A 765-nucleotide genomic window follows, 5' to 3' on the forward strand; every position below is an offset into this window, starting at 1 on the left:
ATCTGTATATGGTCGCCATACAGGCCAGCAGAAAAGCACTCACGCTGCAAGAACTCAGCAGTGCGGTTAATATTAAAATCAACCACAACCTCACGCGTTGTCTCATCGCCATTTTCATCCTTACCTTTAACCTTGGCGGTTTTGGGGAATGTTTCTTTCAGCCAGTCGATATTGCCGCCAAAAAGCGACAGCAGATCCGGCCTGCGTGTCATCTGTGACGCCTTGAGCACCCGGAGCTGCCCCACGCGGTCCAGAAAGTAGAAAGCACCACTCAGATGCCCGATAGTGACAACAGGGCAGGGCTTCTTTTCCTTGGTGGCTTCCGGCGGTTCGTCCCCACCGCCCTTGCCGCCGTCAATGACCTGAAACTGGCGTTCCGCACCGGCTACAGCGGCGCGGATACCATCCAGTCCATCACTTGAGCGCATCGTTAAAATCCTTTTGCCCCTTAGGCGGCATGGCAACCGAAACCGAGCGACCAGCCTGAATGTGCTGGGCTACGGCCTTTTCCAGTCCTTGCTGCGCCTGCGGGCTGCTGTCCCGGTCTGCCAGAATGAGCACATTACGTGCTGTATCCGGCAGACGGATTGTTCCGAGATTTGCGAGAGAAATTGCTGCGAGGATACGCAGATCAGGGCAGGCCAGCGCGACTGACAGGCATGTCTCTATGCCCTCGCCAATCGCCACCGTTTCATCCGGTGAGACCTGTTTGAGAGCTGTTCCGGCCGCACCCTTGCGCAGCCGGATGCAGGAACCACGGAAACC

General features: G+C 56.7%; 1 protein-coding gene and 1 pseudogene. Both read right to left on the reverse strand.

The genetic code is table 11. The annotated features are described in order from the left end of the window. A pseudogene (locus tag HK26_RS12830) lies at positions 1-428 on the reverse strand (ATP-binding protein); the annotation flags it as partial. After that, positions 415-765: toprim domain-containing protein (locus tag HK26_RS12835; RefSeq protein WP_180539582.1), on the reverse strand; the 351-nt coding region annotated here is incomplete at its 5' end. The gene HK26_RS12835 and the pseudogene HK26_RS12830, both read right to left, overlap by 14 nt.

The organism is Acetobacter okinawensis, from assembly GCF_002153655.1.
Lineage (GTDB): Bacteria > Pseudomonadota > Alphaproteobacteria > Acetobacterales > Acetobacteraceae > Acetobacter > Acetobacter okinawensis_A.